This is a genomic window from Actinoplanes sp. NPDC051470 (genome assembly GCF_040682035.1).
Classification (GTDB): Bacteria; Actinomycetota; Actinomycetes; order Mycobacteriales; family Micromonosporaceae; genus Actinoplanes.
Genome location: NZ_JBFBAA010000048.1, coordinates 1 through 12,662, shown reverse-complemented (window position 1 = coordinate 12,662; position 12,662 = coordinate 1). Strand labels below are relative to the sequence as shown.

Below are 12,662 nucleotides of genomic sequence, written 5' to 3'. Positions count from 1 at the left end.
TCCTAGCGAGGGCGCCGCTGGTCGCGGCTCGGGAACGGATGACCGGTGTTGCCCACCGACTCCTGGTACCAGTACGCGACCGAGGAGACGTCATCGGCGCGCTCCACCAGATCGGGTCCGACCTGGCCGATCTGCTGCAGAGTTACCCGCAGGTCATGGTGGAAGTAGATCGGATCCGGTTCGTGCCACCGGTACATGCCGTGTGCGGGCGCCATCGCCGTCGCGTAGACGGCCTGGTGCGACTGGTCGCGGGTGACGTACATCGGATACCCGACGTAGGGAGCGCTGAAGGTGAGCACCTCCGGCTCGGTCTCGGAAGAGAGCCGGTCCTGGAAGGCCCAGGCACCGCCGTAGTAGTCCTCGGTGCCGGTGCCGCAGATCGTCGGATGATCGGTGTCGCCGTCGATGAAGAACTTCATCTCGCCCTCGCCCCACCAGTACCGCTCCAGAGCGACGATGGTCAGGTACGAGCCGAGGAAGACACCGCGGCCGACGATGTCGTCGACGAGGACGTAGTCGTGGGCGAGGCGGGTCGGATTCTCTCGGCGGAACTCCGCGTGGAACCGCAACGGCGACACCGTCGCGGGGTCGGGGATCTCAATCCAGTCGATCTGGTAGAAGAATCCCTCGACGTCGACGGGATGCTGATTCTCGATGGTGATGCGGGCGCCGTCCCGGAACGGCATCCGGAAGTAGGCGTTCATCCCGCTGGTCGGGGCGACCACCACCTGGGAGGAGGTGACCAGACTGCGCTGGCCGTTGCCGTTGCAGAACAAGTCCCCCAGAGGCACCTCCGCCGAAGGCGTGTCGGATCCGTCCCAGTAGGCGCGAAGGACGAGATCCCGCAGCACGAAGCCGACCGCTTCGGTGTGATGGGTGACAGTGCACCAGATGTGCCGGATCTCGCCCGCTCCCGCGGCCTCGGCAAGGGTGACGGTCCCGCCCGCGGGAATGGTGATACACGGCGCGCCCTTACGGCCTGCGCCGAGGATGGAGGAGGCGCGCCCGCCATCACCGGGCGCTGCCGTCGGATTCTCGGCGGTGAACGACCGTGACCGGTCCCCTCGCTCCAGGGCGTACCGGGCCTGCTCCAGCCACGCGGTCATCGGTCCTCCTCGGGTCGGGTTTGCAGGGAGAAAATGCTGCCGGAGCCGATCTCGACCGCCCCTTCCTCCACGAAGACGGCGAGCTGATCGCCGTCGAGGTCGTAGCCACGGAAGGTGATCGCCTTCTCGTCGTCGACGTAGATGACGGCCACCTCGCCGTCGAACTCGATCGACAGCGAGACGGTCCCGCCGTGCGGCTCGAACGGGCGTACGTCGAAGGGCGCATCCGCCCCGAACCGGTTCAATCGGTCGATCCTCAGGCGATGCAGAGCCGGCTCGACCGACAGTGAATACCCGTGCCGGCGTTCGTCGTCGGTCCGCAGCTCGAGGCCGAAGACCTTCGTGCCGGGCTCGGGGTCGAGCGTCACGTCGATACAGCCGACGTGCGGCATGACGCCGAGCCTGCTCGTCGCATATCCCGACGCGGACTCGACTCGCCGCGCCCCGAACGCGACGGGAACGGCCAGTCGTGCGAACTCCTCGCGAGCTCGCCCTACGCCACGCACCAGCAGGCGCCCGTCCGGCGCTTGGAAGAGCTCGTGGACGATGAGATTGCCGCCCCACAACCACGACGCGCCGTCCTGGCCGGCGGTGTAGTTCGGACACCACCCGACGATGTACCGGCGGTCGCCGTCGTAGATGGTCTTCGCGGCGTAGAGGCCCAGGCCGTCGATCTCGTCGTCGGCGGGCGCCGTCCAGGGGCCGTCGAGAGAGCGTGCCATGCGATACCGCGTGACGGTGCGATCCGTGAGTGTCGAGTACACCAGATACCACCAGTCGCCCATGTGGAACAGGTCGGGGCATTCATGCATCGAGAACAGCCCCGGCGCCCACAGCGGGTCCCGGATGGTCCAGTCCTCGCCGTCCGCGGAGGTTGCCTGGATGGTGGCGCCGCGCCGCAGGGCGGGTCCGTCGTTCTTCTGGCCGGCGATGAGCATGCGGAAGACGCCCGCCTCGTCGTCCCAGACCACGAACGGGTCCCGCCATTCGTGCCGATCGTAGTTTTCCTCGTCGGCGACGAGGGAGAAGTCCGGGTCCTTGGTCCACGAGTTCAGGTCGGTGCTGCGTGCGCGGAGGATCGTCTGATGTCGTCCGCCGTTCGCCCGCTGCCAGGCGCTGAAGCCGGTGTAGTAGAGGTGGAACTGCTCGCCGACGCGGACGATGCTGCCCGTCGCCGCCGAATGATCGGGATCCTTCGTCCCGCCCCGTTCGACCGCGACACCGACTTCGGTGAAGGTGACCAGATCGGTACTCGTGAGGTGCCACCAGTCGGTCTCGATCCGGTCGTGCGTGTCGTCCGCGAATCGTTTCAGGTAGAAGATGTGGTAGACCCCGTCCCAGTAGAACGGGATCGTGTCACCCACCCGCGCGTGGTCGGGTTTGAAGAAGCGGCGCATCACGGGCATTCCCTCTCCGGGAGAGGCGCCGGTGGGGGCATCAGTCCGCATCCCCACCGGCACCGGAGCGATCAGCGGGGGTGGATCGTCGTCAAGACCAGGACCGTGCTCGACGCCTCCGGGGAGAGCGTGGCGTAGGGGTTGTCCTTGGTCGGCCAACCCACGAACACCTTGCTGTTGTACGCGCCCCACTCCGGCCCGGGGAACAGCGGAATGGTCGGGGCAAGCTTCGAGTAGAGAGCCTGCAGCTGGTCGACGACCTTGTGCTGCTCGTCCTCTGTGGTGGTGGCCGCGAACTGGTCCAGGAGTTGGTCGGCCTCCCTGCTGCAGAACCGCTGGAAGTTCTGGGTGGCCTCCTGACCGACGGGCTTGACCGTTCGGCAGGACATGGCGCTGCGGTAGTACTCGAACGGGGTGAGCCCGCTGGCGCTCCAGGCGATGTTGCCCTGGAAGGTACCGCCGAAGAGCGCCTGATTGATCTGCGACCAGTCCTGCACTTTCAGGGGCGCGTTGATGCCGAGCGCCTTCATGTCGTCGGAAATCACCTGGGCCACGGCGATCCAGTCCGTGGACGCCGACCCCACACCGATGCTGAACGTCAATGGCTTCCCGCCCGGAGCAGTACGCATCCCGCCGGCGCCCCGCGCATACCCGGACGCGTCCAGCAGCTTGTTCGCGGCGTCGACGTTGAACGTGGTCCAATCGCACTGCGACACGACGTCCTTGTCCCGCCAGGAGTCGTAGGCGTCGCTCAGGCCGGTGCAGTCCGCGGGATGCGTATATCCGCTCATCCCCTTCTTGACGAGAGCCTCACGGTCGATGCCCATGCTGATCGCCTTGCGGAGATTCACGTCGTTGTACGGCGCCTGTTGGGTGTTCAACGTGAGCGAGATCGTGTTCCCCACCGTCGGGAACCAGTAGCCGCGGTGCTGCGGATCCACGTCGACGTACGTCTTCTGAACGTCCTGGATGAACCCGAGGCCGAAGTCGATGTCACCGTTGATGGCCGCGATGTTGGCCGCATCGTTGGCGCCGTAGGCGATGACGCGGATGGCGGGGTAGTTCGCCTTGTCCTTCTGCCAGTAGTGGGGGTTGCGCCGAAGGTCGAACGACTGGGCCGAGAAGTTGGTGACCTCGGTGAACGGGCCCGACCCGACGGGCTTGGGATTCTGGAACTTCGCCGGGTCGGTGACGCCCTTCCAGACATGCTCCGGGACGATCACCTGTGTACCGAGCTCGTACAGGCCGGGCGTGTACGGGCGGTTGAACGCGAACGTCACGGTGCCCGTGCCGGACGCGGTTACCGAGTCGACGTAGTCGTACGTGGCATCGCCCAGGACCTTTCGAACCAGGTCGAAGGTGTAGACGACGTCGGCGGCGGTCAGCGGCTGACCGTCCGACCAGGTGAGGTTGTCGTTCAGCGTGAAGGTGAGCGACTTGCCGTTCTTGCTCCAGTGGTACTCCTTCGCCAACCATGGCACGACCTCACCCTTGGCGAGATTGGTGATGATCAGCGACTCGTAGACGGCACGGTTGGTGATTTTCATCGCGGACGGCGAGAACGGGTTGAAGTTCTGCACGAACGACGCGTTGCCGATGGCAGCGATCCGAAGAATATGTTCCGAGGATGAGCTCGACGGCCCGCGGGAGCAGCCCGTGAGGACGAGGGCGGCGGAGACGAAAACCGAGGTCAGGCTTACTAACGCGCGACAGAAACGACGTGAACGAGAACCACTCATGATTTCCTCTCATCGTTGAATAGAAGCTGTTCGAGGCTTTCGCCGAATAAGAAGGGGGATGCCGGTCAGGAGGGCAGTACCGAATCCCTGGGGACCGGAGGACAGGACAGCACCAGATGCGCGGGCGGCGCCCCGTCGGCGATGTCCATCAGGAGTTCTGCGCCGCGCTCCCCCATCTCACGAAAGGGCAGCGCGACCGTCGACAGTGCGGGCCGGAGCGACTTGGCGATGATCTCCATGTTGTCGAAACCGACGACGGAGAGGTCTTCCGGAATCCGCAGGTTCAGCTCACGCGCGGCCTCGAACGCGCCCATGGCGATGCGGTCGTTGGCGCAGAACAGACCGTCGACCGCATTGCCACCCAGGAGGGCGAGCACTACGCCGTACGCATCCTGGGCGTCGGGACCCGAAGACACGACGAGTGCAGGATCGAAAGGGATGCCGGCCTCGCCCAGCGCCCGGCGGTAGCCCCGTTCGCGACCACCTGCCGCCACCAGGTCGCTCGGCAGGTTGACGAACGCGACGCGCCGGCGGCCGGCCGCCAGCAGCATCCGGGTTCCCGCGTATCCGCCCTGCTCCTCATCGGGCAGAACCGTGGAGTGGCGACCGTGGGTATCGAAGCAGTGAACCAGCACGACCGGTACGCCGTCCAACGCGGGCGGCAGCTCGATAGCGCGGTTCCAGGTCGTGGCGACGATGATTCCGCCGACCCGATGCTCCAACATCATCTCGATCGACCGGGTGTGCGGTCGGTCGATGCGGGACGCGCCCGCGATGATCAGGGATTTGTCGTTGCGCCAGAACGAATCCTGGGCACCGGCAATCAGGTCCCCGCCGAAGGGGGTCGAGACGATGTCCGTGAGCAAACCGAACAGGTCGGTCCGCTGGCCGGCAAGGGCACGCGCGCCGGCATTGGGGCGATAACCGAGCTCCGCAGCCTTCTCGAACACACGCTTGCGCGTCTCCGCCGACACCTGGGTTTCGTTGTTGAACGCGAAGGACACAGCCGCTCGGGACAAGCCGAGCGCTCGCGCGACATCACTCATGATAACGGGGCGATCTGGCATCGCTGACCTGCTTCTGTCGCGCGTTAGTTGCCTTCGCCGTCGAAGCTAACGCGCGACAGAAGTTGCGGTCAAGTTACATTCAGGTAACAAGCTCGGCGCGGTGGTGGCCAGCGCCTCGCCGATCTCGGCGCTGCGGGTGCCGAAAACTCATCCGCCCTGTTCACAGCCATCTCAGCGGCCGATGTGCGCAGCCCGAACCCGGGTTGGTTCAGTGACCGGACCTCGGTGATGCTCGATGCTTGCTGCTACACGAGCATGATCGGTTGTGTTGCTGCGACTGGCGTATCTCCGTGTGACCAACGCGATGGCACTGTTGCGGCTGTTGCCGATGAGTGACCGGGACAAGGACGCCGAGATCCTGGCCTTGCGCCACCAGATCATGGTCCTCGAACGGCAGCTCGGTGGTGACCGGGTCCAGTTCGCTCCCGCGGCCCGGGCGTGGCTGGCCGCTCTGCTGCACCCGCTACCCCGAACCGCCCATCGTCCGCATGGGCTGAGCCGGCACTCACCCTGGTCGCTTCGCGGCCCCGCGGTGCGAATCAATTCTGCCTTCAGGCACCGACGACCTTCTCGGTCCGGCGTACGATCAGACACGGTCAAAAGGCCTGTGCCAGAAGACAAACTGGACGTCCAGCCCGCTGACCAGCTATTGTGGACGCATGAGCACGTGCCTGTGGCACGGATGCGGCTGGTGGGGGCTCAACTCCCCCTCCGGACACAACTGTCGGTGGAGTCCCACCAAGATCTGCTCGGGCGGGCCAGACCGGCCTCTGGCGCACTCATGGTTCCCGGCTGGCGCCCGGCCGACGGCTGGACGGTCGGCGCAGTAGCCCTGAGCTGCAACGTCCTCTTCGGGGCATGCGATGAGCCGCGCCCGACGGCCGCCGCCCTCCTCCGATGACCACGGCCGGCTCGACGAGCCGATCGCCGCCCTCATCCCGCCGGCCCTCCCCCGGTCACTGCCCGCACCGCTGGACATCGCCGCGCTCACCCCACCACCCCGGCCCCACCCGCCGTTACAGCTGGACATCGCCCGCCTCGACGCCTCCGGCCGGTTCACCAGCCGCCCCCTGCTGCGCGCCCTGGGCTGGTCCCCCGCCGACGCGCTGGTCTTGCACGTTGGCGACGACGCCGTCGTGCTGACCGCCGACGGGTCCGGCACCGTGATCGTGGGCTCCCGCGGCGAGATCGCCATACCCGCCCCCGTCCGCACCATGGCCGGTCTCGACCGCGACCCGACCGTCGCCCTCGTCGCCGCGATCGACCGGGACACCCTGACCGTGCACCCGGTCGCCCTGCTCGCCCGGCTGCTCACCGCCCACTACCACCGGCCACCCGGAGGCGGGCGATGACCGCCGGCCCCGACCGCCTCGACCAGGCCGTCCACCAACTGCAGGCCGCCCTCGCCGACCTACAGCCCGGCGCCACCCGCAGCGTGCCCACCGTCGCGCAGTACCTGCCCCAGATCGAAGCCGCCGCCGGGCCCGCCGCCCGCCGCACCTACGGCAGCTACTGGAAACACATGGCTCACGCGTGGGGCGAACGCCGCCTCGACGACATCCGCGCCACCGACGTCGAAGCCCTGCGCCGCCACGCCGCAGCAAACGCCGTGCCCCGCCGCAACGGACGCAGCGGCCGCTACGCCGGCGTCCACCTGATCACCGCCGCCCGCGCCCTGTTCACCCGGGCCATCGCCGACGGATACATCACCCCCGACGCGAGCCCCGCCCACCGCATCAGCAAACCCCGACGACTCCCCAGCACCCGGCGTGCCCTGACACCCGGCGAACTCGCCGCCATCAACACCATCGCCCGCACCACCGGCCACGACCCCGCACTCGACGCCCTGCTGCTACGACTGCACACCGAAACCGCCTGCCGCCGCGGCGGCGCCCTCGCCCTCCGCGCCACCGACGTCGACCCCGACCGCGGCCTCGTGCTCCTACACGAGAAAGGCGGAACCATGCGATGGCAACCCGTCACGCTCGAGCTGGCCGCGCACCTGCTGCACCACGCCCGCACCCGCGGCGCCACCAAACCCCAGGACCAGTTGCTACGCCACCGCGACGGGCGTCCGCTGACCGGACGCCGCTACGACCAACTCTGGGCCCGTATCGGTCGGCATCTGCCCTGGGTCACCGCTCAGTGCATCTCCACCCACTGGCTACGCCACACCACCCTGACCTGGGTCGAACGCCACTACGGCTACGCCACCGCCCGCGCCTACGCCGGACACACCGACACCACCGGCCCCGCCACCACCACCTACATCAAAGCCGACCTCACCGAAGTCGCCACCGCCCTCGCCGCCCTGACCGGCCAACCCCACCCACTCGCCGTACACGCCCCTCACACCGGGGCCCCCCGATGAGAACCCGACAATACGCACGACGAGAGACTGGCCTTATTCGTGAGGTCCGGACTCCACCGCTCCGTGAGGTCGAGGCGCCGGTCGCTAGCCGGCTGACCACTTACGTTCGGTGACGAGGTTCGACCACGGGAGCGCATTGTCTGCGGCATGAGTGCGCGATCGGTTGGCTCACGGAGGAGCCAGTGTGAATTTCTGAAGTCACGCTTCGCGCAATCTCGGCAGTGGCCCGCGGCGTTGAAATAACTGCGCGCACTCACCATGTGCTGACGCGTGAGTTTCAAGCATCTGAAGGGCGCCATTCAGCGCGACCCCCCTGAAGCCATACCCGAATACGAGTATGACTTGCTTGACAGGCGCCCGTTGCCTAAGAGGGTCGGCCGGCCAAGCACGGGCAGAGTACCTACTCTTCACGGATAACTAGCTTGTACAAGAGCACGCCGGAAATGCTAGATGACCACGTGTCGTCAGAGGCAGCGGGTCATAGCAGGCACCCCCATGCAATGCCGCTGTTTCACGGCCAAACCCTTCAGCTTCATGGATGATAGGGGCATGGAGCAGCCGCCGAACGTAGGGTATTCTTGGACGATTATCGTCAACTGGCTGAACGAAAACTGCCCTGGCGATCTCGCGAGCCTTCAGGGTCCCGCCTCCGACGAAGGGCTCATCGCCATAGAGCGAGCCTTGCGGGAACCGCTACCGGCCGACCAGCAGGCATGGTGGCGGCTCGCAGACGGAACTGACGAATACGGCCCTGCTGTTTGGCTTATACCGGCAGGCTGGACACCTCTCTCTACCCGTGACGCTTTGATCCGCTATAACGTCATGCAGAATTTTATTGCCGACGAGCCCGAGCTTTCTCGTCTAAGTGCTGAACCAGCCGGTTCCCCCTCTTCCGGGGTATGGCTGCCGGAATGGCTCCCCATCGCCCACAATCTGGGCGGGGATTACCTATTCCTTGATCTCCGTTCGGGACCCAGAAATGGCTGCGTAGGTAGACACCGCAAGGACGAATGGAACTACGATCGCCCGATCTGGCCAAGCGTGACCGCAATGCTGTCAGACGTCGCCGACGCTTTGGTCAACGGTACAGAGATCGAACGACGGCACGCCGAAATAGTCGACGGTCGGCTCGACTGGCTACTTCAACGGTGAGGCACTCCGTGCCGTGCCGTGCCTTGGCGAACGTGGACTTCCCTGCATCGCAATCTGCCAAGCACCAGCTGAAGCACTCACTTCGGCAAATCAGTGAGACGGGGCTGTGTGGTGAGCCGGCAGGGATTCCGCCGCTGTGAGGTTGTCTTGATTTTGATGCCGTTCCTGCGGTGAAGCTGTGGCTCGTGTGGAGGGGCGTCGTTGCCGATGTTCGGGCGCGTACGGCCCGGGATGGATGATCTAGGCTTTGCGGTGCGGCAGGCTGGTGGACGTGGCTCCAGGTTCTTGATGTTGGGTGAGGGAGTGGATGGTTTAGATGGCTCGTCAGACAATCACGGTGTTGACCGACGATCTCGATGGCGGGGACGCCGATCGGACGGTCGAGTTCGGGTTCGACGGGGTGACCTACACGATTGATCTGTCGGAAAAGAATGCCGGCAAGCTTCGCAAGGCGCTCGAGCCGTACCTGGCGGTCGCTGCCAAGGCCGGCCGTATCGCGGGACGGCGTGGTGCAGTCGGGCCGTCGCGGGCGAGCAGCCGGGGCGAGAATCAGGCGATCCGGGAGTGGGCCACCAAGAATGGTTGGGCTGTCTCGGAGCGAGGCCGTATCCCGAGTTCCGTCGTCGAGGCATACAACAACCGCTGAGCATCGGAAGACATCCCGCGCGGCTGCGGTGGCCAGCAGGCCTGCGAGAACTCGGGCGACGGCACGACGAGCCTGGCTCATAGATCCTCCGCTTGAATCGACGGACTCCAATGTATCGAGTTGGTCGACCAGTTCGCGCGGCAGACCGTGGGTGTCGTGTCGTTCGCGGTAGACCCCGGCGGTCAGAGAGACCTGGGACAGCCGAAGAGAGCCCAACCTCCGCCGTGGCTGTGCCCAGCTCGTGCGTTCGTTGTAGGTTCTGGATCGAGGTCACGGTGGAATCGCGGCCGCCGCCCTCGCGATGCTGGGCGGCGGCCGCGGCGGGTCACGATCCCACAGCGGCGGTGACCTCCAGCCCACCGGCCGGCATGACCGCCCGCACGCTGCCCTCACTGGTCACTCCGCCGGCGGTGTAGGTCGCGGACACGACCACGGTCTCGCCCTCGTACGCCCACAGCGTCAGCGTGCCGTCGGTGTCGGTCACCCCGCTGCCAGCGTACGTCTGGTAGGTGTACACAGGCCCGCCGGGCCACAGTGTCCGCGTGCCACTCGGCCGCCAGTTCATCGGCGCGTTCGTGACGACCGTGGCACCGGCGACGGGGTGACCGCCGGGGTCCGCGACGTGCACGGTCAGCCGCACCCGCCGGGGCAGCCTGATCGTCACGTCGGTGTCCTCGGTCAGCATCGTGGCGGTCCGCAGCCAGTACGGCGCGTAGTAGTCGATCCGGTCCGGCGAGACCACGTCGACGTCGACATGGCCACGCCGGACGGTCAGCGCGAAGGCACCGGCGGCATCGGTGGTGGTGCCGTTCACCCAGACGCCGGCGACCGGCGCCCCGTCCGCGTCGACTACGTGCCCGGTCAGATGGACCTTGGCGGGCGGGGTCACGACCAGCGTCACCTCGGTGTCGCCGACCACGGCGACCTTCGCGAGGCCGCCGGTGGCCGTCTCGCCATCGATCTCGTGAGTGGCCTGAAGCCCGGAAACCTGGCCCGGATAGGCCCACATGGTCGCCGACCCGTCGACGCCGGTCTTGGCCGAGGAAAACCCGGAGAGTTGGTCGAAGCCGGGCCCACCGGGCCACAGCGGCGCGTTGCCTCCGACGCCGTCCTGCGTGAAGACGTCAGCGCCTTCGACGGGCGTGCCCTGCGGGTCGACGACGTGCACGATCAGCCGGCTCGGACGCGGCAGCGTGATCGTGACCTCGGCGTCCTCCGACAGATCGGTCCAGGTCACCAGGTAGAGGTTGTTCTGATTCCCGGGCAGGTAGATCGAGATGCCGAGCTGTCCCGCCTTCGCCGTCACCGTGAACGCGCCGGCCGTGTCGGTGTTCGCCCAGATGTCTCGCACCCTGATGCTCGCGCCCGCGACCGGCTGCCCGTCGGCATCGACCACGTGCCCGGACAGCGTCGCCGTCGGCGCCGGCGCCGGCGCCACCACCGGCAGCGCGGTCAACGTCAGCGAGACGTCGGTATCACCGTCGAACTCCACGGCCGGCAGCGAGCCCCGGTAACTCCGGCCATCGGACTCGTACGACCCGGTCACCTCAGGGATCACTCCGGTGAACGTGCTCACGGTCAAGTCCCCGCCGGCGTCGGTGAAGCCGCCGTGCAGCCAGGGCATCACCGAGTAGGCCGGACCGCCGGACCACAGCGGGCCATCGGTGGGCGGCGCCGAACCCGGCTTCGCCTCGACGAACGCGCCGGCCAGGGGCGTGCCGTCCGGGTCGGTGACATGCACGGTCAGTTGCGCCGACCGGGGCAGGGTGATGTCGAGGTCCCGGTCCACGGTGAGCCCGACGGACGACGTCAGCATGGCCGGGTAATCGGGGATGTTGGAGAGTTTTATCTTGTACGAACCGGCTCGGGCGGTCAGGGAGAACGTGCCATCCGTGCCGCTCACCGCCGACGCCCCGAAGGTGTTGCTCCAGATCTCCACCAGCGCGCCGGCGACCGGCTGCCCACCGGCGTCGGCGATCCGGCCGGACAGTGTCGCCATCACGACCGGCGCCACCGTCAGCGCCACCGTGCAGCTCAGCTGCCGGTCGCCCGTGTCGCGCGGGCACGAGTCCTGCCCCGCGCCGCCGTCAACGTAGTCGTTGCCGGCGCCGCCGCTGAGGTTGTCGTCGCCGTTCTCGCCGCGCACCGCGTCGTCGCCCGCGCCGCCGGACACCGAGTCGTTGCCGTTGCCACCGGTCAGCGTGTTCGGTCCGCCGTTGCCGGTGAGCGTGTCGGCGCCGGACCCACCGACGGCGTTCTCGACGTCCCCGCCGGCCGTGTCCTGCTCGCCGGCCGCGCCGTCGCCCGCCTTGCCGTCGAGCACGACCGTGACGGCGCTCGTGTGGTCCGCGTACGAGACCGTGTCGAGACCCGCACCGCCCAGCATGACGTCGGCGCCCGCACCCCCGAGGAGGGTGTCGGCGCCCGCGCCGCCGTCCAGCACGTCGTTCCCGCCGTTGCCGTGCAGCACGTCGTTGCCGCCCAGCCCGCAGATCACGTCGGCGCGCGAGGTGCCGTTGAGCCGGTCGTTGCCCTTGGTACCGATGATCGTGCAGCGCTTGCCGTTCGCACTGGCGGGAGGAGCGGCGGAGGCCGGTGCAGCGGCGAGGCCGAGCATGGACAGGGCGGTGAGACCCGAGGCGAGAATGATCCGTTTACGCACGGATTGTGAGATCGGCGGCACGCGCGGCGACTTGAGGCTAACCAGAGGTTGATCGTCAGCCCCACCGGTGAGGGTTAGGTATCAGGCGGACGCACGCTGGAAGACGCTGACCGACTCGTGGGGTGCCAGTCCTTGACCTGGATTTCAACCATGCATCGTGGTTGCAGCCCCTGAACCGCGAGGATGTCTGTTCGTTCCAGCCCGTCACGCGTCAAGGCGGCGGCCCAGCCGAGCCGTGCGAAGACTCAACAGACCTAATGATAACCCGCGGACTTCGTCATCTTGTTGTCGGCGACCGAAACACTGTGGCATGCCCGATGGTTGCTGCGTTCGGTTGGAACAACCGAATTCTGCGCGATCTCGCCGGCGCGGATGAGCCGCGGGCCCAACCCACCGTCCAGCCTGAACGGGCCACCGCGCCTTATCAGCGGCAGATCCGTGCGCTTCAGAAGAAGGGGCCTTCGATAAGTTCGCTCCGTCTAGGATGGCCGAATGGTTCATGGAAACGCCGATGCAAACAAG

General features: G+C 67.0%; 9 protein-coding genes. 4 read left to right on the top strand and 5 right to left on the bottom strand.

What is annotated here, in order from left to right; genetic code table 11:
* Positions 1–2 precede the first annotated feature (2 nt).
* The 4 genes from AB0M54_RS44580 to AB0M54_RS44565 all read right to left on the bottom strand — a co-directional run bounded on the left by AB0M54_RS44580 (position 3) and on the right by AB0M54_RS44565 (position 5,288).
* On the bottom strand, positions 3–1,106 hold the full coding sequence (locus AB0M54_RS44580) for a glycoside hydrolase family 172 protein (RefSeq protein ID WP_364478765.1): 1,104 nt from the start codon (positions 1,104–1,106) through the stop codon (positions 3–5).
* Positions 1,103–2,512 (bottom strand): family 43 glycosylhydrolase, encoded by a 1,410-nt coding sequence (locus tag AB0M54_RS44575; protein WP_364333513.1) that lies wholly within the window; start codon positions 2,510–2,512, stop codon positions 1,103–1,105. The genes AB0M54_RS44580 and AB0M54_RS44575 overlap by 4 nt, the downstream gene beginning before the upstream one ends.
* A 62-nt stretch (positions 2,513–2,574) precedes the next feature.
* A complete protein-coding gene (locus tag AB0M54_RS44570) occupies positions 2,575–4,242 on the bottom strand; it encodes an ABC transporter substrate-binding protein (protein WP_364478763.1) in 1,668 nt (555 codons plus the stop codon).
* A gap of 65 nt (positions 4,243–4,307) precedes the next feature.
* Positions 4,308–5,288: a LacI family DNA-binding transcriptional regulator gene (locus AB0M54_RS44565; protein WP_364333507.1), complete on the bottom strand. Its 981-nt coding sequence runs from the start codon at positions 5,286–5,288 to the stop codon at positions 4,308–4,310.
* Positions 5,289–6,172: 884 nt separating this feature from the next.
* On the opposite strand from AB0M54_RS44565, the gene AB0M54_RS44560 reads away from it, so the two are divergent.
* The 4 genes from AB0M54_RS44560 (at position 6,173) to AB0M54_RS44545 (ending at position 9,478) form a co-directional block, all read left to right on the top strand.
* Entirely contained in the window at positions 6,173–6,661 is a 489-nt protein-coding gene (locus AB0M54_RS44560; RefSeq protein ID WP_364478761.1) for a hypothetical protein, read from the top strand.
* Positions 6,658–7,680 (top strand): site-specific integrase, encoded by a 1,023-nt coding sequence (locus AB0M54_RS44555; protein WP_364478759.1) that lies wholly within the window; start codon positions 6,658–6,660, stop codon positions 7,678–7,680. The genes AB0M54_RS44560 and AB0M54_RS44555 overlap by 4 nt, the downstream gene beginning before the upstream one ends.
* 549 nt (positions 7,681–8,229) lie before the next feature.
* Positions 8,230–8,832 carry an SMI1/KNR4 family protein gene (locus AB0M54_RS44550; protein ID WP_364478756.1) on the top strand — a complete coding sequence of 201 codons (603 nt, stop codon included), beginning with the start codon at positions 8,230–8,232 and terminating at the stop codon, positions 8,830–8,832.
* A 316-nt stretch (positions 8,833–9,148) separates the two neighbouring features.
* Positions 9,149–9,478, top strand: coding sequence for an Lsr2 family protein (locus AB0M54_RS44545; protein ID WP_364333800.1), 330 nt, complete (start codon positions 9,149–9,151; stop codon positions 9,476–9,478).
* Positions 9,479–9,803: 325 nt separating this feature from the next.
* On the opposite strand, the gene AB0M54_RS44540 is transcribed toward AB0M54_RS44545, so the two are convergent.
* Positions 9,804–12,140: a carboxypeptidase regulatory-like domain-containing protein gene (locus tag AB0M54_RS44540; RefSeq protein WP_364478753.1), complete on the bottom strand. Its 2,337-nt coding sequence runs from the start codon at positions 12,138–12,140 to the stop codon at positions 9,804–9,806.
* Between the last annotated feature and the right edge of the window lie 522 nt (positions 12,141–12,662).

Bases quoted from the DNA above. Each gene is read 5' to 3' on its own strand.
- AB0M54_RS44545 (WP_364333800.1), top strand. From the start codon at position 9,149: ATGGCTCGTCAGACAATCACGGTGTTGACCGACGATCTCGATGGCGGG.
- AB0M54_RS44565 (WP_364333507.1), bottom strand. From the start codon at position 5,288: ATGAGTGATGTCGCGCGAGCGCTCGGCTTGTCCCGAGCGGCTGTGTCC.
- AB0M54_RS44555 (WP_364478759.1), top strand. From the start codon at position 6,658: ATGACCGCCGGCCCCGACCGCCTCGACCAGGCCGTCCACCAACTGCAG.
- AB0M54_RS44580 (WP_364478765.1), bottom strand. From the start codon at position 1,106: ATGACCGCGTGGCTGGAGCAGGCCCGGTACGCCCTGGAGCGAGGGGAC.
- AB0M54_RS44560 (WP_364478761.1), top strand. From the start codon at position 6,173: ATGAGCCGCGCCCGACGGCCGCCGCCCTCCTCCGATGACCACGGCCGG.
- AB0M54_RS44570 (WP_364478763.1), bottom strand. From the start codon at position 4,242: ATGAGTGGTTCTCGTTCACGTCGTTTCTGTCGCGCGTTAGTAAGCCTG.
- AB0M54_RS44575 (WP_364333513.1), bottom strand. From the start codon at position 2,512: ATGCCCGTGATGCGCCGCTTCTTCAAACCCGACCACGCGCGGGTGGGT.
- AB0M54_RS44550 (WP_364478756.1), top strand. From the start codon at position 8,230: ATGGAGCAGCCGCCGAACGTAGGGTATTCTTGGACGATTATCGTCAAC.